General features: G+C 67.1%; 13 protein-coding genes. 7 read left to right on the top strand and 6 right to left on the bottom strand.

All coding sequences use genetic code 11. The annotated features are described in order from the left end of the window. Positions 1–115: 115 nt before the first annotated feature. The 3 genes from MT490_RS01970 to MT490_RS01980 are packed head-to-tail and all read right to left on the bottom strand — an operon-like array spanning position 116 to position 7,178. On the bottom strand, positions 116–2,026 hold the full coding sequence (locus MT490_RS01970) for an Svx/AvrXca family virulence/avirulence protein (RefSeq protein WP_297383800.1): 1,911 nt from the start codon (positions 2,024–2,026) through the stop codon (positions 116–118). Positions 2,027–2,043: 17 nt separating this feature from the next. Further along, entirely contained in the window at positions 2,044–4,782 is a 2,739-nt protein-coding gene (locus tag MT490_RS01975; protein WP_297383802.1) for a DUF5695 domain-containing protein, read from the bottom strand. An 8-nt stretch (positions 4,783–4,790) separates the two neighbouring features. Further along, positions 4,791–7,178 carry a DPP IV N-terminal domain-containing protein gene (locus tag MT490_RS01980; protein WP_297383804.1) on the bottom strand — a complete coding sequence of 796 codons (2,388 nt, stop codon included), beginning with the start codon at positions 7,176–7,178 and terminating at the stop codon, positions 4,791–4,793. 155 nt (positions 7,179–7,333) lie between these two features. On the opposite strand from MT490_RS01980, the gene MT490_RS01985 reads away from it, so the two are divergent. Next, positions 7,334–8,056, top strand: a complete 723-nt coding sequence (locus MT490_RS01985) for a FadR/GntR family transcriptional regulator (RefSeq protein WP_297383805.1) — start codon at positions 7,334–7,336, stop codon at positions 8,054–8,056. A 21-nt stretch (positions 8,057–8,077) separates the two neighbouring features. On the opposite strand, the gene MT490_RS01990 is transcribed toward MT490_RS01985, so the two are convergent. Beyond that, a complete protein-coding gene (locus MT490_RS01990; protein ID WP_297383807.1) occupies positions 8,078–11,146 on the bottom strand; it encodes a sugar-binding domain-containing protein in 3,069 nt (1,022 codons plus the stop codon). Between the two features lie 428 nt (positions 11,147–11,574). On the opposite strand from MT490_RS01990, the gene MT490_RS01995 reads away from it, so the two are divergent. The 4 genes from MT490_RS01995 to MT490_RS02010 all read left to right on the top strand — a co-directional run bounded on the left by MT490_RS01995 (position 11,575) and on the right by MT490_RS02010 (position 17,468). After that, complete coding sequence (locus MT490_RS01995) at positions 11,575–15,231, top strand: TonB-dependent receptor (protein WP_297383809.1); 3,657 nt, start codon at positions 11,575–11,577, stop codon at positions 15,229–15,231. Positions 15,232–15,349: 118 nt separating this feature from the next. Then, positions 15,350–15,742, top strand: coding sequence for a DUF6491 family protein (locus tag MT490_RS02000; protein ID WP_297383811.1), 393 nt, complete (start codon positions 15,350–15,352; stop codon positions 15,740–15,742). A 56-nt stretch (positions 15,743–15,798) separates the two neighbouring features. Next, on the top strand, positions 15,799–16,518 hold the full coding sequence (locus tag MT490_RS02005; protein WP_297383812.1) for a hypothetical protein: 720 nt from the start codon (positions 15,799–15,801) through the stop codon (positions 16,516–16,518). Then, on the top strand, positions 16,518–17,468 hold the full coding sequence (locus tag MT490_RS02010; protein WP_297383813.1) for an aldo/keto reductase: 951 nt from the start codon (positions 16,518–16,520) through the stop codon (positions 17,466–17,468). Before MT490_RS02005 ends, MT490_RS02010 begins: the two co-directional genes overlap by 1 nt. Before the next feature lie 33 nt (positions 17,469–17,501). On the opposite strand, the gene MT490_RS02015 is transcribed toward MT490_RS02010, so the two are convergent. Continuing rightward, positions 17,502–17,882, bottom strand: a complete 381-nt coding sequence (locus MT490_RS02015) for a hypothetical protein (RefSeq protein WP_297383814.1) — start codon at positions 17,880–17,882, stop codon at positions 17,502–17,504. Between the two features lie 122 nt (positions 17,883–18,004). Between MT490_RS02015 and MT490_RS02020 the strand changes: the two genes are divergently transcribed. Beyond that, on the top strand, positions 18,005–18,772 hold the full coding sequence (locus tag MT490_RS02020; RefSeq protein WP_297383815.1) for an HdeD family acid-resistance protein: 768 nt from the start codon (positions 18,005–18,007) through the stop codon (positions 18,770–18,772). A gap of 44 nt (positions 18,773–18,816) precedes the next feature. After that, a complete protein-coding gene (locus MT490_RS02025) occupies positions 18,817–19,923 on the top strand; it encodes a trypsin-like peptidase domain-containing protein (protein ID WP_297383817.1) in 1,107 nt (368 codons plus the stop codon). Between the two features lie 6 nt (positions 19,924–19,929). Here the strand turns inward: MT490_RS02025 and MT490_RS02030 are convergent, their stop codons facing one another. Then, the gene (locus tag MT490_RS02030; RefSeq protein WP_297383819.1) at positions 19,930–20,592 is read right to left on the bottom strand and encodes a sulfite oxidase-like oxidoreductase; all 663 of its coding nucleotides are present in this window, start codon (positions 20,590–20,592) and stop codon (positions 19,930–19,932) included. Between the last annotated feature and the right edge of the window lie 4 nt (positions 20,593–20,596).

Raw genomic sequence — 20,596 nt, forward strand, 5'->3', positions numbered from 1 at the left:
TGCGAAAGCATCCGACCCATCCACGCCGGCCTCCTTCACCAGCAGGAAGCGTGAATCAGAAAACTACGCCCTTGGGAATCCCTAACGATTCACGTCGCTCGGAAAACGCTCTAGCTCAGGGCCGCCAGGTGTAGTTGGGCGCCGCCGTCACCTCGGGCACGGCGCCCTGCAGGTTGGCGCCGCGCGACGCATCGCTTCCGGCCGCCTGGTCGACGAAACCGTAATAGGCGCCCTTGTCGAACGAGGCGCCGCGCTGCTCGACATCGCCGATAAGCTGCGCCGTGCCCGAGAGCACGATGTTCTGCTCGAGCTCGCCGAGGCCGAGAAAGACCGTCGCCGCCCGTGCCTGGTCGCGCAGGATCGTGTTGCCGCGGATCACCGAGAGCGCGCTCGCACGGGCATCCCCGAGCACCTGCCCGCCATAGACCATTGCATGGTCCTCGATCCGCGCATTGCCGCGCACGCTGCCCGAGAGCACGCGCGCAAAGGGGCCGACATAGGCGCTCGCGTCGACCGTGGCACCGGGCGCCACCCAGCCGCCGCCGTTCGGGTGCCTGTGGCCGCCTGCGACCGGATCGGGCGCGCCGGGCTGGTACCCCGCCGGCATCGCCCCGGCGAACTGCGCCATCCAGGGATAGCGATAGATCGAATAATAAGGCTGTTCCCAGCGGATGTGCTGGAACAGCGACGGCGCGCCCATCACGATCATGTACAGGCCGGTATCGCCGGGCTGGATCGCGATGGTCGCGCTGCCGTCGGCGCCGCGCTGGAGCGCGGTGTAGCGGCTCTTGCCTGCCGCATCGACCGCGACCAGCCCCCAACGCCAGTCCGAGGCGGGCGCGGGGATCGCGGCCGGTTCGTCGGCGAGGCCGGGCAGCGTCGCGGCGGCCGAAGCCGATTGGGTCACGCCGCGGAAAGTGACCGTGACGCCGGCCGCTCCGGCATCGGCGTGGAGCCTGACGAGATTGTAGCCCCAACGCTGCGGCGCCCAGGCCGCGGGCACGGCGAAGCGGCGCTGGGCGAGATCAATGGGGTCAAGCGCGGTGGTGCGCAGCAGCCGGTCGCCCAGTTGCGGTTCGTAATTGCCATATTCGCGACGATAGACTGCGCCCTGATCGGATCCGTCGGGATTGATATAATCCCAATTGGCATTGTGCAGCGCCCAGTCGCCGAACGCATCGTTGAGCTCCGCGACGTTCCAGCCGCGGTTCTGCATCAGCACTTCCATCGGATCGGCGATGGCGGCGCCGGCGGCGCCCTGTTTGGGCGCGTTGCGCCACAGGTCGTTGATCGCCTGGTAGCCGAACCGGTTCTTGATGTGCTCGAGGAACTGCCAGTTGCAGTAGCGCACCCGGGTCGAGCCGAAATAGAGGTGCGGATAGTTCACCGACAGCACCGAACAATGCGTGTTCGCGCGGAATTCGGGGAGTTGGACCGCCATCCAGTTGGCGTGGCTCTCCCACAGCCAGCCGCCATAGGGCGTGTCGCGGAACGCGCCGGTCGAGCCCTGGAGCGCGTGGGTGAATTCATGCGCCAGCCCGAAACGGTCGCGCATCCCGCCCGGTCCGATCCACATCCCCATGTTGCCGATGCCGTCGACGCCGCCGCTCAGCCCGTAGTCCGCGCCGACATAGATGTTGGCCTTGCGCTTGGTCGCGTTCGTGCAATCGGGCTCGGGGAATCCGATCGTGCCGATGAACTGCGTCCAGACATATTCGAGATGATCGCCCGCGGCCTTGGCGTCGGCGTCCGACACCAGCCCGGTCGTCCAGTGGAAGGCGAAGTGCTGCGTCTCATACTGGCGTGGGAGCGCGGCGTTCACGCGGTCGCCGGGATCGGCCGCCACCGCGGTCCAGGTGCCCGCGACGCACGGTGCGCCGGCGACGCCCGGTGTCGGGGTGGGCGTGGGTGCGGGAGAAGGCGTGGGCGACGATGCCGTGGGCGTCGCGCCCGAGCCGGTCGCACCTCCCCCGCCGCAACCGGCAAGCAGGATGACGGCCATTGCGGTGGAGGAGCGAAGACGCACGTCGCGGTTCCTTGAGGTCAGCGTGGTGTGAGGGTGACGCTCGTCGGCGCCGCGCCGAGCGCGATGGTATAGCCGCCGCGCTCGAACGTTCCGGTGGACGGTGCCAGCTTGCGCCCGCCCGCGGTCGTGGTCTCGACGAACAGCCGCGCGGCCGGCGTCGCGGTGGAGGCGGGATCGAGCGTGAGCGTGATCCGGCCGGTGGCGGGCGCATAGCTCGCGCTGGCGATCTTGCCCGCCTCGAGCGTGATCCAAGCCCCCGCCGGCGCGACGAACAGCCGCGCACGCGCGCCATCCTTCGGCTCGATCCGGATGCTGCCGCGCGCCTGGCTGACATTGCCGCCATAGCCGACCCATCCGAAGGTCGCGTCGTTCACCAGATAGGTGGCCGCGGCATAAGCGTGCCCGAAAAAGCCCATCCCATAGTCGCCGCTATAGGGGTCCCATTTCATCATGTCGGGCCAGGCGTGGAAGGCCGCCGACGAAAAACCGGTCTGGTCGATATTGGTGATGCCGCCCATCAGCCCGCCATAAGCGACGCGGAGCAGATGCGTGTCCGCCGGATTCTGGCGATAGGCGTCGAATAGCGGCACCGCGTTCAGCGTCGAGCCGTAGTGATGGATCTGGCGCTCGATGCGCGGATATTTGCCGCCATAGAGGAAATCCCAATAGCGGCGGGCGTTGCCGTTATAGCCCCAGCTCGGGATCGTGGGGTCGTAGCCCAGGATCACCTCGCGGGTGACGTCGGCCTGGGGCTGGTAGCCGAAATAGCGCATCCAGGCGTAGACTTCGGGCTGGCCGGTCGAATCCCACGGCATTTCCGAGCCGAAAGGGTAACGGAGCGAGCGCCAATGCTCGGCGCGCTTCTTCATCAGCCGCTCCATCTCGGCCGCCTGATCGGTCAGTCCCTCGCGCTTCAGGTCTTTGAGGATGTCGACGAAGACGTCGCCTTCCATCAGCCCGAACTCGGCATAATAAGGCGCGTCGCGCATCATCGCGACCACGGTCGCGTGGGCATGATCGAGATACCAGCGCCAGTCGTGCCGCGTGACCAGCCCCGGATGGTTGCGCGCGGTCCGGTAAAGCACCCAATGGCCGATCGCGACGTGCGGATAGTTGTAGGCGCGGCCGAGATCCCCCGCGTCCTTCTCCTTCCACGAGGTCCACGACTTCCACTTGTCGGGATCCGCGTAGAGGTTCGGGAATTTGGCCGGGTCGTAATAGAACAGGCTCTTCTTGACCGCTCCGGCCTGCGCGCCCTCGGCGACCTGGAGGTTGCCGACCACGGTCTCGTCGACCAGCCGCTCGATCTTGGCCACCTCCGCCGGATCGGGATTGTCGAGCTGCTTCATCGTCGCGGCGACCCAACTGCCGCCGCCGCCCTCGTCGCTCATGCCGGCGATCCACACGCGCGGCTCGACGTCGACGATCTTCTTCGCCTCGTTGTCGTAAGTGAGGATCGCCGGCGAACGGCCGAACGGATCGCCCTTGCCCTCATACCATTGGCTGGTGGTCGAGAAGCGGCCGAGATCGGCCATCGCCTGGTCGAGCGGCTTGGTGATGAAATAGCTGACCGTCTGCACCTGGCCGTCGGCATAGGTAATCGACAGCCGCGCCTGCCCCCATCCCCGGGTACGGATCGCGAGCTTGGTCCAACCCTTTGCGGTGCCCGCGCGCGTCGCCTCGATGGCGCCCGCCGGGTAGCTTTCGATCCTGGCGATCGGGCTCGGCGCCCTGACGAACAGCGAGGCGGTCTGGTCGGTCGGCACGACATAGCCGGGGAGCCCGATCGCGACGGGGCGACGGTTGGCGATGAGCGTGCTCTCGATCGTGCGGATCGACGGTGCCTGGACCAGCTGCAAGCCGATCTCAAGCGCCTCGCCCGGCGCGAGCGTGCGGCTGGTGGGCGCGTTCCACTGCTCGCCGGCATTCTTCCATTCGCGATCCGCATAGCCGGCCGAATGCACGGTCCAATCGTAGAACCCCTCGGACGTCTGGCCGCGCTGGCTCTTGTCGGTGAAGATCGAGCCCACAGCTTCGCGCGGGTTCTTGAGCGGCGCATAAGCTTCGAGCGGCGTGCCCTTCTCCGGCAGGACCAGCAGCGCGGATCCCTTGCCGTTGAGCCGCGTGACCTGGAGATAGCCGGCGTCGCGGCCGATATAGGGATCGACGAAGCTCGCCTCGGCATGCGCCTGGTCGAGCGTGCGATCGGTGATGACGTTGTCGAACACCATCGGCATGCCGAGCGCGCCGATCTCGAGGCTGTGGCTCGAACTATTGGTGATGCGGAAGCGCAGCGCGAGGCGCCCCGCTTCGTTCACCCAGCGGCGCTCGACCTTGAAGGGGGCGCCCTCCCCCATGCTCGCGGTGATGTCGGCCGCGGCGATCGTGGCCCCTCCGGCGGGCAGGACACGGATCGGCCGCCGCGCATGCGCCGAGGCGAAGTCGCGCCACTCCCCGCCCGGATTGCGGACGCGCAGGTTCAGGTCGCCGACATGGTTGTAGCCATCCCCGGCGCGTTCGGGCTCACGCGCGGTGGGCACGAAGCTGAACGCCGGTTCGCCGGTCGGGGAGAGGCGCGCCAGCGTCTGCGTGTCCGTGCGCAGCGCGACGTGGAAGGCGCCGACGCGATGCTCGCTGGTGGAGATCGGAGCGTAGACCGGCTTGGGCTGCTCCTGCGCCATCAGGGCGGGCATGCTCGCCCCCGAGAGGACGGCGAGGACCAGGGCTGCACGGGCAAGGCGTCGGGTTCGGATCATCGGATTTCTCATTTCAGGGCCGCGCCCGCGGCATTCGGGGAAGGGGAAACCGGCGCCGGTTCGGGCTTCGGCAGTGGCAATGCGGGCGGCTTCTCGTCGAGAAGATGCCGCGTGAAATAGTCGCGCAGCTTGCGCCAGTAGAACGGCTGGGCGACGCGGTGCGTGGTGTTGGGCAGGATCACCAGGTCCACGTCGCGGCCCGCGGTGATCAGCGCGTTGGCGAGCCGCATGCTCTCGGTGACCGGGACGTTGTCGTCGATGTCGCCATGGATCAGCAACAGCTTGCCGACCAGGTTCCTGGCAACCGACATGTTCGAGTTGCGCTCCCACACCGAGGGATCGGGATTGCCCATCGAGACTTCGGGCCACCAGGCCTTGTCCAGCCGCAGGTCGTGATTGCCCGAGGAGGCCACTGCCACCTTGAAGAAGCCGGGCCGCCGGAGGACGAAGCGCGCGGCGTCATAGCCCCCGGCCGAGCCGCCATAGACCCCCACCCGATCGGCATCGATATAGGGATATTTCGCCGCCATCTGCCGGATCATCGCGATATGGTCGTCGAGCCCGACCTCGCCGAGATTCTGGTAGGCCGGCATGCGGAAGGCCTGGCCGCGCCGCGAAGTGCCGCGCCCGTCGATGTTGACGACGATGGCGCCGATCTGCGCCACGCTCCCCGCCCCCGCCGTGATGGTCTCGCGCCACGATGTCGGCACGTTGGTGGTCGTCGGGCCGGTATAGACCTCTTCGATGATCGGGTAGCGACGGCTGGGATCGAAGTTCGCCGGCCGCCAGATCATGCCGTAGAGCGGAGTCTTGCCGTCGGCCGCTACGCCGCGGAACGGCTCGGGTGGGCTATAGCCGGTGGCGAACAGCGCACTCGCATCGGCCTTGGCCAATTCGGCGACGATCCTGCCGTCCCGCGCGTCGCGCACCACCGTCCGCGTCGGCGTGTCGGGGCTCGACATCGCATCGACGAACCATTTGCCGTCCGGCGAGACGCTGGTCTCGTGATCGAGCGGCTCGGGCGTGAGCAGCACGGGCTGGGTGCCGTCCAGCGGCACGCGATAGAACGACCGGTAATAGGGATTGCGGCCGGGCTCGCGCCCCACCCCGGTCAGCAGGATCGTGCGCGCGCCGGCGTCGACATGGTCGATGCCGAGCACTTCCCAGGCGCCGCGCGTGAGCGGGATGCCCCCGTCCGGATCGTCGGGGCGGACCAGATAGAGCTGCGCCCATCCGGAGCGCTCCGACACGTTGAATTCGCCGCCCAGCTCAGGCGCGGGCTGGAGGAAGCTGGAGGTCACCGTCACCACCGGCTTCCCCGTCTCGCGCGCGACGATCCGCGACTTGCCGGTTTCCGGATCCGCCTCGTACACGACCAGTTGCTTGTAGCCGCGCTCGGTCCATTGCGCGCGCGCCTTGTCCCCCGCCCAGCCGATATCGGGATCCGCCGGGTAGAGCAGCGATTCGCTGGGGATGTCGAGCGGGATGAGCCGGGCGCGGCGACGCTCCAGCGCGGCCGTGACATCGATAGCATAGCGCGTCGCCTGCGGCAGCCGCGCGGCGCCCGCCAGCGGATAGATATATTCGAAGCTGCGCGGGTACAGGCTGCCGGGCGGGTTCTCCTGCGTGATCGACAGCCGCGCCACGTCACGCGTATCGAGCCGCCAGGTGAGGATGCGGCGGCTGTCGGGCGACCAGCGCACCGAGACCGGCATCTTGGGTTCGGCAGTCCCCGATTTGAGGATGTCGGCGAGTTGCGGGATGCCGCGGCCATAGGGCTGCTCGCGCGTCCCGTCGCTGGTCAATGCGACTTCGCGCCCGGATTTCCGGTCGTGCGCGATCAGATTGTAGTCGCGCGCCAGTATCTCGTAGCGGCCGTCGGGCGACACCGCCCCTTCCCCGTCGGGGGGCCCTTTCTTCGCCTTCGCCAGCGTGCCCGCGGCGTCGAGGGTCCATCGCCGTTCGCCGACCCCGAAGGTCAGGCTGGCGTCCTTCGCGGCATAATCGGGGTCCTCGATCCGCAGCTTCAGCGGATCGACCTCCTCGCCGGTCGCGACGGCGAGGAGTTTCGCGAGCGCGGGCTCGCCGATTATCGCGCGCGACTGGCCCGAAGCGAGATCGAAATACATGATCTCCCGCTGCCCCAGCGTGCCGAGCCGATAGAGGATGCCCGCCCCGTCGCGCGTGAAGGTGGCGCGAACATCGCCGTTGGCGATGCGCTTCTCGAGCTCCGCCCCGAGATAGCGATCGGCGCGATCGTAGCGTTCGGCGGTCGACAGAGACGGCGCGGGAGTAGCGGTTGGATCCGGCGCCTGCACGCTTGCGACCAGGAACAACGCCATCGCAGGCAGCGCACCCGCCTTTGCCCTGCGCTTGCCACCCGAACTATGTTGCATTTGCGCCTCCCGATGGACGCATACTCTGTGCTAAGATCGGTCTCAAGATAAATTATACGGTATATTGTACGACGCTAAACGGGCTCACTGCTATCCTAGCGGTGCAAGGGATGGAGAGGAACGACGTGCCACTGCCCAAGCCAGGCGCCCCTGCGATGGCCGGGTCCCTGATCCGGAGTTCGCGCGGGCGGCGATTGAAGATGTCGCTGGCCCAGCAATTCGCGGTCCAGATCCTCTCGGGCGAGCTCCCCGAGGGACATGTCTTCCCGAGCGAGATCGATTATGCCCACCAGCTCGGCATCTCGCGTTCGGCGTTGCGCGAGGCGCTCCGGATCCTCGCCGCCAAGGGGCTGGTCGAGAGCCGCCCCAAGGCGGGCACGCGGGTGACGCCGCGGCGCCAGTGGAGCCTGCTCGATCCCGACCTGCTGGCATGGCAGTTCGAAGCCGAGCCGAGCCTCAAATTCCTCAGCGACCTGTTCGAGCTGCGCCTGCTCGTGGAGCCGTCCGCGGCCGCGCTCGCCGCGGAGCGCCGCACCGCCGCGCATGTGACCCAGATGCGCGAGGCGCTCGCGGCGATGGCGGCGCACGGCCTCTCGACCGAAGCGGGCCGCCACGCCGACCAGCGCTTCCACATGATCATGCTCGAGGCGACTCAGAATGACGCGGTGATCGCGCTGGCCAGTTCGATCATGGCGGCGATCGCCTGGACGACCATCTACAAGCAGCGCAAGCGCGCGCTGCCGCGCGACCCCATTCCCGAGCATCGCGCATTGCTGGACGCCATCGCCGCCGCCGATCCCGAAGCGGCGCGCGCGGCGATGACCGAATTGGTCCGCCTGGCGCATGCCGATACCGAGATATCGATCACCGACGCGTGAGGCGGAAGCCATCCGGCTGCCTCACTTCACTCCGGCGGGTCCGTGGAAGTCGGCCTCGACGATCCCCAGCCGCCAGCCCGGCGGAACCGCGTCGGCGCCGGTGTCGCCGGCCTTCCGCGCCGTGTCGAGCTCCACGATCTTGCCGAAGCCGTCGCGATCCTCGACCGGGCCGATCTGCGTGATGCGCAGCACGCGCCCGGTCGCCGCGGGGAACGCCACATTGGCATAGCCGAGCTGCCGCTCGGTCTGCCCTTCCCACACGACCCGCCCGTCGAGCGTGATCCGGAGCGGATAGCTGCGCGAGCGCCAGCCGACGAGCTTGAGGTCGATCTGACTCAGTGTCGCCGGAGCATCGAAGCGGTATTCGATCCATGCCGAGTCCGGCCGGCCGTCGCTCGTCCAGCGCGACAGTTCGTTGTCGTCCACGCTGTGCTGCGCCTCGGCCTGGTTCGAGCCCGCGACGATCGATGCGGGCACCATGGTCGTCCGGCTCGGCCGGAACGACGGACTCGCCGGCGTGGGCCCGCGCGTGAGCAGCCCCGGCTGATGGTTCTCTGGAAAGTCACGCGAAAGACCGCCCGCCGTCGCGGCAGGCCGTACGGTCCCGATCGTCAGCGTGGCGCTTTTCAGCCCCGCCGCGGTCGCGGTCACTCGCACCGCCCCGGTCCGCGTTCCCGCGCGGAGCAGCACCCGGTTTACGCCCCCTTCGACCGGCAGGTCACGCGAGAGGACGTAATTGTCCTCCTCGCGCGCGGTGCCGGCATATTGCGTAGTCTGGTCGGCGCCCGCGGGCTTGGTCGGCTCGGCCGGGCCGGTCGCGACTTCCGCGCGCGGCTTGCCCGACGAATCCCCCTGCGCGATGCCGCCGCGCCATTCGGCCGGGCCGTCGAGCGCGAAGGCGATCTTGTCGTTGGCAGTCGGCACGCGCCGCCCTGCCGCGTCGACCACCTCGACATCGACCAGCGCCAGATCCGCGCCGTCCATCACGAAGCCGCGCGGCGAGACATGTGGCGTCAGGCGCAGCGCCACCGGCGCGCCGGTGGTTTCGACGCTATATTCGGACTTCCGCCCATCGGCATGCGTCGCGACCGCGCGGAGCGTCCCGGGCGCCCATTGCACATTCTTCCAGTTGAACAGGAAGCCGCTGCTCCGCTCGCCCTTGCCCAGCGAGCGACCGCCCAGGAACAGCTCGACGCTCTCGCCGTTCGAAACGACGCTGACGTCCTTGGTGGTGCCCGCCGCATAGTTCCAATGCCCGATGATGTGCGTCGCGGGCGTCACGCTGTCGACCCAGTCGCTCCACATCACCTTGTGCGCGAAAAACCCTTCCTTGGGCAGCCGCACCGCGTCGACCTCGCCCGAGCGACGGTAGTTGTTGTCCCCGCGATAATGGGTGTTCGAGTCCGAGAAGATGATGTTGACCCCGCCCGAACTGACGCGTTTGCCCGTCCCCGGCCGCACGCGATAATAGTCCCACCAGCGCCGAACGTCCTCGATCGCATGACTGTCCTGGTTGCGGTTGTAGTCCGGCGAGTCCTTGTGGAACGGCGGGGTCAGCGCGTCCTGGTAGAGCCGCGCGCCCTCGTCGCGCGAATATTCCATCGCCCAGACCGGCTTGGTCCCGCTCTTGTTGATGTAGAGCATCTCGCCGCCATATTCGGCGACGCGGCTGTCGAGCATCTCGCGCGATCCGATAGCGCGGCCGCCATGCGGATCATATCGGTCGCGGATCACCTTCAGCTCGGCCATGTGCGCCTCGCTGATATTCTCGTTGCCGCCCTCGTAGAACAGGATCGAGGGGTTGTTGCGATTGTAGACGATCGCGGCCTGCATCAGCTCCTTGCGCTGCTCCCAGCGCCGGCCGGTGACGTCGCTTTCGGCATCACCCGCGGGCATCGCCTGGATCAGCCCGACCCGGTCGGCCGATTCCACGTCCTGCTTCGATGGCGCGATGTGCATCCAGCGCACCAGATTGCCGCCACTCTCGACCATCAGCGCATTGGAGAAATCGCTGATCCAGGGCGGGATCGAGACGCCCACCGCCGGCCACTCATTCGAGGTGCGCTGCGCATAGCCGTGCATCTGGATCGCACGCCCGTTGAGCGTCACTATCCCGTCGGCGAACCTGGTCTGGCGGAAGCCCGTGCGGGTATCGACGCTGTCGATCACCTTGCCATTCTCGATCAGGCTGGTCGTCGCCGTGTAGAGATAGCCATAACCCCAGCTCCACCAATGGAGCCCTGCCACGCGCCCTGCCGCGGCCAGCGTCCGCGTCTCGCCCGGGGCGATGCTCGCCGTCCCGCCGTCGAACCGTGCGACGATCCTCCCGCTCCGGTCGCGCAGCTCGACGCGATAGCCGATCCGCCGCGGAGTCGTGCCCGCGTTGCGCACCTCGGTCTCGGCGTGCACCGTCGCGCTGCGCCGCACGAGGTCGAACCCGTCGGCCCAGACATATTGCCCCGTGGTGCCCAGCCCGGCCTGGAGCGGCAGCGTCTGGTAGACCGGGCCGGTCAGGTGCAGCCGGACGTTCTTGGTGATGCCGCCGTAATTGACGTTGAAATTGTTGTTGTTCCACTGGAAGCCGCTGCCGGTGGCGCGTTCCTTGTACTTCCAGTCATTGTCGACGCGCACCGCGATCAAATTCTCGCCGGGCCTGAGCGCCGCGGTGATGTCCGCGCCGAACGCCATCGCGCCGTTCTCCGAAAGCGCCACCGATTGGCCGTTGACCCAGACCTCGGCCGCCTGACGCACGCCTTCGAACTCGAGGAAAGCGCGTCCGCCGGCCGGCCGTGCGGGCAGCACGATCCGCTTGCGATACCAAGTGATGCCCGTGGACAGTGCCTTGATGTCGCGCGCGAAAGCCTCCTTCTCGTTGAAGGCATGCGGCAGCGTGACGCTGGTCCAGCCGCGATCGTCGAACCCCTCGCGCTCGGCTCCCTGCTGCTCGCCGGTGGCCATGCGCCAGTCGGGATTGAGATTCCAGGTGCTGCGCGGCGAGGCGACGACGAGGGAGGCGTCGTGCGCCATGGCGGGGTTCGATCCGAACGCCGCGACCAGCACGGTGGCAAGGGCAATGCTGCGCGCTCTCAAATGGAATCTCCTCCCCAGGGAAGCGCGAGCGACCGGCGGACCGCCAACTCGCACCGTTCTACTATCTGACCTTTGAGTACAATATGTGGACGAAACTGGTCAAGCCACTCTTGACGATCCTCTCGTATTGGCCTTACCAAATTCGGCAACGAAAGCGGGCAGGCGCGAGATCATCCGGAGCATCCCGGCCCCCGCCGTCCGTCGTAGTTCTGTGCCGCCATGGGGCACGCAAAATTGGCCAGTTTCGCTCCCGCTTGCGCGGACGGAAAAAGCTGGTAATTCTAAAAGCTGAATTAGCGTTTCATATTGTGGGAGATTGGAGCGGGGCGCTCCGGATCTCCCGAAAAAGAAGCCCGATCGGGGACATCGGCAACAGCCGGGACCCGCGCCGGGCCAGTGCGTGAACAACACGGTGGAGAGGGGAAATCATGGCAAAACGATCGAATTCGCGCATCCGTATCGGCGCGACCGCTTCCTGGGCGGTTCTGGGGCTGCTGCTGGCCTCCAACGGCGCGCTGGCGCAGACCGCACCCGAGCCCGATGCGCAAGAAGCGCAGGACGCCGACGGCGTTTCCCTGGCCGGCGACACGATCGTCGTCGTCGGCTCGCGCGCCAGCCAGCAATCGGCGAATGCGCGCAAGAAGGGCGCGAAGACCGCGACCGATTCGATCGTCGCCGACGACATCGGCTCCTTCCCCGACCGCAACGTCGCCGAGGCGATCTCGCGCATCCCGGGCGTCGCGCTGGGCCGCAACGAATATGGCGAAGGCGCCGACGTCTCCATCCGCGGCAACGGCCCCGACCTCACCCGCGTCGAGCTCGACGGCGTCGGCATGACCAGCACCACCGGCCTCGCGATCAGCGGCGACGGCGCCCGTAGCGCCGATCTGCGCGAACTGCCCGCCGACCTCGTCAAGAGCATCGATGTGGTCAAGGGCTCGACCGCCGACATGACCGAAGGCTCGCTGGGCGGCACGATCCAGATCAAGACCCGCACCGGCCTCGACTTCTCCAAGCCCTATTTCACGCTGCGGGCCGGCGCGAACATGAACTCGCTGGGCAAGGACTGGATGCCGGACTTCAACGGCGTCGCCTCGCGCAAGTTCTTCGGCGACCGGCTCGGCGTGATCGTCAGCGGCAGCTATACGAAGCTCCAGAACAACGGCCACCTTTACGAGCAGACGACCAGCAACAGCCTCAACTATGACCGCCGGTTCGATTTCGACAATTCGCCTGAGAAGACGTTCGAGTATAATCTCGAAACGCTCGGCACTGACATGGCCGATACCGTCTTCGCAAACAGCACCGAGACGCCGCGCTCGGTCCTCACCAAGTCGATCGCGGCGCAGACGAAGGCCGACTGTTACGCCGCCTTCCCACAGCCCGCTCAAAACGGCAGCAATGCGGCCAAGTCGCAGAAGCTGAACGAGCTGCAATCCTGCCTCAATCAGTGGAACGACTATACGCCGTCGCTGATCCGGAACTTCATGAACGAGCAGACCGACGAGCGCTATGCGTTCGACGCGCGGCTCGATTATCAGTTGATGGACAATCTCACGGTGTTCGTGAAGGGCACCTATAGCGGGCGCAACGTGCACGACCAGAATCGCAGTCGCACTCCGGTGTCGCTGCTCGACGCGAACGTCGCCGGCACATATCAGGATTCGACCACCGGCTATCCACGCGTCCGCTCGCTTTCGTCCAACGCGCCCGCGGGCTATTATATGTACGACGCGGTCAGCCTCGTCCGCATCGGCAACACCGATTTCCTGACGAACGGCGCAACGCTGAACGTCAATCCCGCCAGCGTGACCGTGGACGACAAGCACAACGTCACGCAGATGACGCTAACCAACAACAGGGTCGGCATCGATCAGATCGAGAACCAGTTCAATACGCGAACCAAGTTCGCGCAGACGGGCTTCGAATATAGCGGCGAGCGGCTCCAGATCGAAGGCTTTGCCGGCCTGACCTTGGCCGAATCGACTCGCGCCGATATGCGTACCTCGCGCAACTCGGCCTATGGCGACGCCGTCCTCACTTTGCAGGACAACGGGCTGTGGGATATCCAGCTTCCGGCCAATTACGACGATACCAATCCCGCCAACTTCGTGCAGCTCAGCGCGGCGCCGTGCATCGCGGGCGGCACCAATCCGGCAACCTGCATCGCGCAGCGGGCGGTGACCGCCACCGTCAACAACCCGGCGAGTCCGAATTACACATCCAATCAGCTGCCGCTCACCACGCCGAACTTCAGCGTCTCCTATTCGCCCTCGCTCGCCGAGACTTCGGAACGCCTCGCCAAGCTCGACCTCTCCTACAAGACCGACGGGCTGATTCCGTTCATCACTCGGGTCAAGGTCGGCGGCCAGTATCGCAAGGCCGTGATCGATCGCTGGGCCGGCAACGGCAATGACGGCTACATGGTTAAGGAGGCGGTCGGCAACTATTTGTTGGCGAACGGCAACCCCAATCCCGACTATCAGCCGCCGATCGTCGTGCCGACGGCGCTCGTCCGCGGTTCGCTGCGCGCATGCCAGCCGACCGCCACTTCGACGGTTTCGTGCAACTATGGCTTCGTCCCGAGCACGAGCCTCGGGCGCGTTCGCTATGGCGTCGACACGGTAACTCCCCAGCAGTTGCTCGATCTCTTCTCCAGCACGTTCGAGGCGCCCACTTCGCAATATTTCGGCGACCTGCCGAACCGCGGCACCCTGCCTGACGCCTGGAGCGGTATCCGCACCGACAAGCTTTTCGAGCAGCTCGGCGCGTATCAGTTCATGAATTTCGACTGCCTGAAGGTCTGCATGGGCAGCGACGGGAAGATGTACGAGCAGCCGAAGACGCATACCGAGGAGACGATCAAGAACCTCTACGCCATGGCCGAATTCGAGCAGCAACTGCCCTGGGGCCTGCTGTTCAACGGCAACGTCGGCATCCGCGGAGTCTTCTCCACGGTCAAGGCGGACGGCCTGCTCACACTGCAGACGATCCAGGTTCCCGATCGAAGCAACCCCACGGTGACGGTCAGCCAGATATTCCGCCAGAATGCGACACTGAATGCCTCGACGACGGACTGGCTGCCGACGGTGAACCTCAACCTCTGGGGATTCAACGAGTCGGTCGCGCTGCGTCTCTATGGCGGCAAGACCATCGCACGCCAGCCCATCAGCCGGCTAATGCCGGGCGGCACCTGCGTCATCGACGAGCAGATACTGCTGAACACTGACGAAGACGACGTGTATGGCTGCACCGGACGCGTCGGCAATCCGGGGCTCCAGCCCTTCACCGCCTGGAACTACAACGCCAGCCTCGAATGGTATCCCAACAAGGATACCTTGCTCTCGGTGACTTACGGCAAGCTCGACGTGAAGGTCGGCAACGCGATCGCGGTGACCCGGGAGTACCGGCCATTCGAGGGCAGCTCGGTCACCGACCCGGTGACCGGCCAGCCGCTTAGCGACATCGTGTTCAACGTCCCGACCTGGGAAAACGGTCCCGGCTACAAGCGGAGCATCTGGGAGTTTCAGGCCAAGACCGCCTTCACCTTCCTGCCCTGGTTCCTGAAATATACGGGCGCCGACGTGAACTATTCGCGACTGGCCTCGGCCGCGACCACGGGCCAGCAGGATCCGCTGACGGGGGACATCATGCCGCCGGCGGGCGAATCCAGGGATTTCTGGAACGCATCGCTCTGGTATGACGATGGCGATCTGAACATCCGCGTCGCCTATCAGAAGCGTAGCGAGCGGTTCTCCTGCATCTCGCCGTGCAGCGCCAACGGAAACGGCTCCAACAGCAACAATTATCCAGGCGAGCAATGGACCAGCGTTCGACTGCCCTACAATCCGGGTGTGCCCCGTTATTTCGACGGCACGACCTTCATTGACGCCAAGATCTCGTATAACATCAACCGGAACTTCCAGGTCTATCTCGAGGGCCGTAACCTGACCCGCGAGTCGCAGATCACCTCGACCGGCGGCTACGAGAATTTTGCCGAAGGCGCGCCGAAGATCATGCGCATGTCCTATGGCGGTCGCCGCGTCGCGGGCGGCGTTCGCATCCAGTTTGGCGGGAAGAAGTGAGCAGGCATTCCCGCCCGTGCTCGGGAGGGAAGCTGCAGCGCCACCGCTTATCATGCTAGGCTGCACAGCCCGGAGCCACGTGCTCCGGGCTGTGTCATTTTAGCCGGGAGAGGTCGTGATGCACCGGATCTGCCTGCTGCCGCCTGCACTGCTCGCGGCAACCGCCTGCACACCCAGTCCGTCCATCACCCCGCCGCAGCCAGACCGCGCATGCTTCTGGGGCTCGCAGGTCACCGGCTTCAGCGACGCCGGACCCGACCGCGCGATCCTCAACATCGGCCAGCGCGAGAGTTGGGAGCTGACGGTCGCGCCGGGCTGCCCCGATGTGAACTGGGCGCTCGACATCGGCATCCGCGCACGCGGCGGCGAACGCATCTGCCCCGGCCGGCCGGCGGACCTGTTTGTCCCGAACGCGAGCGGCAGCGGCTTTCGGCGCTGCCTTGTCCAGAATGTCCGTAGGCTCTCGCCCGAGGAAGCCGCTGCCGCGCGCGGGCGAACACCCGCCAAGTGATCGCGGACCTCGACAGACCCATCCCGCAACCCGCGCCGGACGCGGCGCCTGCTGCCGTGCGGAGCCTGCTCGACCACTCGCCACTCGGGACGGTCGAGCTTCCTCGTCCACCGCTCGGCGAACTGCCTTATCGCGATCTGGTCGATGCCCTGCTCGGCAGGCAGGGCTTCAAGCTCGATTTCAACCGACTCGATCCCGACGCGGCGATCGCGCTGGTGTGCGACCGTCTTCTCGGGCCTGACGCTTTCCAGAACGCCCGAGCGTCGTTCGCCGCCGACATCGCCGCGCTCGCCCGCTTCGTGGGCGAACTGGCGGGTGCGTGGCCCGCAATCGCGATCCGCACCTATTTCGCTCCCGGCGATCTCGTCTGGCATGTCGATCGAGTCAACGAGCGGACCGCCTTCCGCCTGGTCTGGCCGATCGGCCGTCCCGCCGGTATGCGCGTGACGCGTGCCGACAATATCGATCCCGACGTCTACCGCGCGTTCATGCGCAGGGAATATCCCCAGCTCTGCCGGCTCGACACGCGCGTGATGCGCACCGGCGAGCCGGTCGAGCGGCTCTGGGCGCATCGGCCCGCGCAGCTCGAGGCGATGGCGTCGGGGCGCTTCCCCTTCCTTCGCGATCCCGGGCTGGAGTGGGAAATCACCCCCGGCGCGGCCAGCATCCACCGTGTCCAGACCCCCGGGCAGCCGGGCACCTGGCATCGCTCGTCCTGGGCCAATCGCCACGCGCCGGGGCTGCAGGTCGTGATCACCGCGGCGTCGGACTCGTGATGCGGCTCCGACGGCTGGGGCGAACCGGCCTCGACGTCTCCGAACTGACGATCGGCACCGCGACGCTCGCCACATTGGCAAGCGACATGCGCGAGGCGAGCGCGGCGCTTGCGCTCGCGCTCGAACTCGGGGTCAACGCGGTCGAGATCGACGCCGGTGATCGCGACGCGGCCAGCCTGCTCGGCGCGATCCTCCGGCGCGAAGGGGCCCGCAACCAGGTCCACGTGATCGCCCGCGCCTCCTCGCTGGTGCGGTTCGATCTCCCCTCCCCGCACGTTCCGGCGCAACAGGCCTATCCCGGCGCGCATATCCGCGCCGAGACCGAGACGCTGCTCGCGATACTCGGCGTGGAACGGCTGGCACTCCAGCAATTGCATGCCTTTTGTCCCGAATGGCGCGGCGAGGGCGATTGGCACGAGACGTTCGAGCGGCTGCGCGCGGAGGGGAAGATCGCCGGCTTCGGCGTCTCGCTGTTCGATCACGACGTCGAGGCCGGGCTGGAAATCGCCGCAAGCGGCACGATCGATGCGGTCGAGGTGATGTACAATATCTTCGACCAGAGCGCCGCCACCGCGCTGCTCCCCCTGTGCCAGGGTCATGGCGTCGGCGTTATCGCCCGGTCACCGCTCTATTTCGGCGCGCTCGCCTCGTCCCGGGGAGGAGATATGCGCGACTTTCCCCCCGAGGACTGGCGAAGCGCCTATTTCTTCGATGCGCACCGGCGCGAGACCGAGGAACGCGTACGGCGACTGGCGCATGAGGTCGAGCCGCCCGATCGCTCGCTGTCGGACCTGGCATTGCGCTTCTGCCTGTCGCACCCGGCGGTCTCGACCGTCGCGGTCGGCATGCGCACGCGCGAACAGGTCGAAGCCAATATCGAGGCGTTGCGCCACGGCTCCCTCGACGCGAGCAAGTGCGCGTCGCTCGCCGGTCACAAATGGCTGAGCTGAGAATGGACGGCGGCGACCGGCGCCGCGCTTGGCTCACCAGCGCGCCTGGACCGAGACGATGGGCCGCGCGCCGGAACGCAGGCGTTCGAAATCAACGCGCACGGTCCGCATGTTGGAACGGGCGAGCGCGTCTGGGCCGGTGCAATTGCCGGAGTCGACCACACGCCGGATCGGCAGCACCTGCGGTCCGCCGCGCGCGAACTCGATCCTCGCGCTGTTGATCCTGACGGGCCGGCGCTCGACGCACAGCCGCACCTCGCGATAGCGATCGGTACCGCGGACGCGGACCATGCCCTGGCTGGAATTGAGCCGGAGCGTGGTGGTGCCGAGAGTGATCCAGCGGCCGCTTTGCGGCTCGGCGGGACCCGTCGTGGCGACCATCGACAATCCGATCAAGAGCGCGATACTTTGCACGGCGTTTCTCCTGTTGAACAGATCCTCCGCGGCAGCGCATCGGCAAGTGCGATGCTTACGGGTTTGTCCGGATGAATGGTACCGGGACTGCCGCCGAGCATTCGATACGCACAGAATAGGAGATGGCTATCCCGAGTTGGTATCGGGACTTTTCTCGATACCCCGACGGACTGGCCCCCATCTATGAACCTTCCCGAGAGCGGCCGGCGCGCGATCGCTTTGCCGGCCGCTCATTGCGGGAGTTCGCGATGCCCATCAGCTCCACTCTCAAATCCTCGCCCCTCACCGGCTTCGACTCGCGCGCGGGGCAACAGCTGTGGTTCGTTCTGCTCGGCATCGTTCTGGCGCTGTGCGGCGCGTTCGCGGTACTCGCGCCGCTGCTTTCGACGCTGGCCACGACGGTGATCGTGGGCACTGCCGCGGCGATCGCCGGAGTGGCGCAGGTGATCCAGGCGTTCCGCGCGCCCGCTTGGAAGGGCTTCTTCCTCAACATCCTGCTCGGGCTGATCTACCTCGCAGCGAGCGCTGCGTTCCTGCTGAGCCCGTTCATCGGCGCGATCGCCATCACCATGCTCCTCGCCTGGCTGCTGCTGATCACCGGCGCGGGCGAGGTTCTGCTGGCCTTTCGCATCCGCCCCGAGAGCGGCTGGCGATGGCTGCTCTTCTCGGGTCTCGTGGCCCTCGTCGGCGGCATGTGGCTGCTGCTGCGCCTGCCGATCGCCGGATTCTTCATTCCGGGTGTCGCGCTCGGCATCGCGCTGCTGTTCGAAGGCTTCGCCTTCATGGCGATCGGCGTCGGGAAAGGCGGGCGCTCGGCCCCCGAGCCCGCACCGGAAAAGCGCGAAGATCCCGACGCTGGTGAAGCGGCCGGCTCCACCGCCGCCGATTGATCGCCGTCCCGCCATTCGGGCGAAGCGTGGAAAGGAGTGCCGAGATGCGCGGAGCGCAAAAGCCTGGCGGAATCCTCCTGGCAATGGTGGCGGTCGCTGCCCTTGCCGGCTCGTGCCGTTCGGGGACGAACGAGCGGCAGCCTTCGCCTGCGCCGACACCGACCTCCGACACGCGGATCGCCGCGCCGGGCAACGCGGCGAGCTTCGCCGCGCTGGTCGACAAGGCGGCGCCGGCGGTAGTGAGCATCGCGGTGGTCCAGGCCGCCCCGGCCGAGCAGAATCCGCTGCTGCGCGATCCGTTCTTCCGGCGCTATTTCAACGTCCCCGACGCCGGCCAGGTGCGCCTGTCCTCGGGCTCGGGCGTCATCGTCGACGGAGGGCGCGGGCTCGTGCTGACCAATCACCATGTCGTCGCCGATTCCCGGACGATCGAAGTGGTGCTCCCCGACCAGCGCCGGTTCGAGGCGCAAAAGCTCGGCAGCGACGAGCCGTCCGACATCGCCCTGCTCCGTCTGCCCGCGTCGAACCTCCCGCAGCTCCCGCTGGGCGATTCCGACGCGGCCCGGGTAGGCGACCAGGTCCTCGCGATCGGCAATCCCTTCGGCCTCGGCCAGACGGTGACCTCGGGGATCATCAGCGCGCTCGGGCGCGGGCTCAGCCGCGAAGGCTATGAGAGCTACATTCAGACCGACGCCGCGATCAATCCGGGCAATTCGGGCGGCCCGCTGATCGGCATGGGGGGCACGGTAGTGGGCATCAACAGCGCGCTCTTCGGGCCCGGTGCCAATGTCGGGATAGGCTTCGCAGTGCCGGCGAGCACCGCCCGCTTCGTCATGAACGAGATCCTGCGGCACGGCACGGTCCGCCGCGGGCGCCTCGGCGTCGGCCTGCTCGATGCTGCCGCGGTCGCCGGAACCGGGACCAATGCACCGGCCCAGGGCGCACTGATCGCCTCGGTCGAGGCGCGGTCGGCCGCGCAGCGCGCAGGGCTCCGCCGGGGCGACGTCGTCGTCTCGGCGGGTGGAAAGGCGACCCCGACGGCATCGGCGCTTCGTGATCTCGTGGGCCGCACCGAGATCGGCACCAATCTCGTGCTCAGGGTGCGCCGCGGTTCGAACACGCTCGATGTTACGGTGCCGATCGAGGGCTGATTCCCCTCACTCCACCGAATAGCGCTGCTCCACCCAAGGGTCGCCGCGCATGTGATAGCCATTGGCTTCCCAGAAGCCGGGCCGGTCGCGGCCGAGCAACTCGATCCGCGAGATCCATTTGGCGCTCTTCCAGAAATAGAGGTGCGGCACCACCAGCCGCACCGGCCCGCCATGCTCGCGCGCGAGCGGCCTGCCCTCCCAATGATGGGCGAGCAGCGCGTCGGGGTCAGCGAAGTCGGCGAGCGGCAGGTTGGTGGTATAGCCGTCATAGGCGTGGAGCATCACCGCCACGGCTTCCGCTTTGGGCCGGACGAGGTCGAGCAGGTCATGGGTCGCCACGCCCTGCCAGCGATTGTCATAGCGCGACCAGGTCGTGACGCAGTGGATGTCGCTGGTCCGCTCGCTCTGGGACAGCGCCTGAAACGCTGCCCAGTCGAGCGTGGCGGGGCGCTCGACCAGCCCGTCGATCTTCAACTGCCAGCGCGCCGTCGCGACGTCGGGCTGACGGCCGAGATCGAGCACCGGCCAGTCGCGGACGAGATGCTGGCCGGGCGGAAGCCGTTGTGCCTCGGGCGAGACCGCGTGGCCGGTGAGGAACTTGCCCTGCTCAGCCCAATTGCGCTTCGAGCGCGTGAGCTTGCTGTCTTCGGGCGGCGCGTCCTCGGCCATGGGC

Origin of the sequence: Sphingomonas sp., assembly GCF_026460985.1 — a bacterium.
Taxonomy (GTDB): domain Bacteria; phylum Pseudomonadota; class Alphaproteobacteria; order Sphingomonadales; family Sphingomonadaceae; genus Sphingomonas.